1 rRNA gene is annotated in these 255 nt (G+C 52.5%); it reads right to left on the minus strand.

Annotated elements, in window-relative coordinates:
* Nucleotides 1-255: ribosomal RNA gene (locus AAIE21_RS29465) — 16S ribosomal RNA — on the minus strand; the annotation flags it as partial.

Consider the following 255-nt stretch of genomic DNA (forward strand, 5'->3'; position numbering starts at 1 on the left):
CTCTCAGGTCGGCTACGCATCGTTGCCTTGGTGAGCCGTTACCTCACCAACTAGCTAATGCGACGCGGGTCCATCCATAAGTGACAGCCGAAGCCGCCTTTCAATTTCGCACCATGCAGTGCAAAATATTATCCGGTATTAGCCCCGGTTTCCCGGAGTTATCCCAGTCTTATGGGCAGGTTACCCACGTGTTACTCACCCGTCCGCCGCTAACTTCATAAGAGCAAGCTCTTAATCCATTCGCTCGACTTGCAT

The sequence above is a fragment of the Paenibacillus sp. 102 genome, assembly GCF_039549175.1.
GTDB lineage: Bacteria > Bacillota > Bacilli > Bacillales > Bacillaceae_G > Bacillus_A.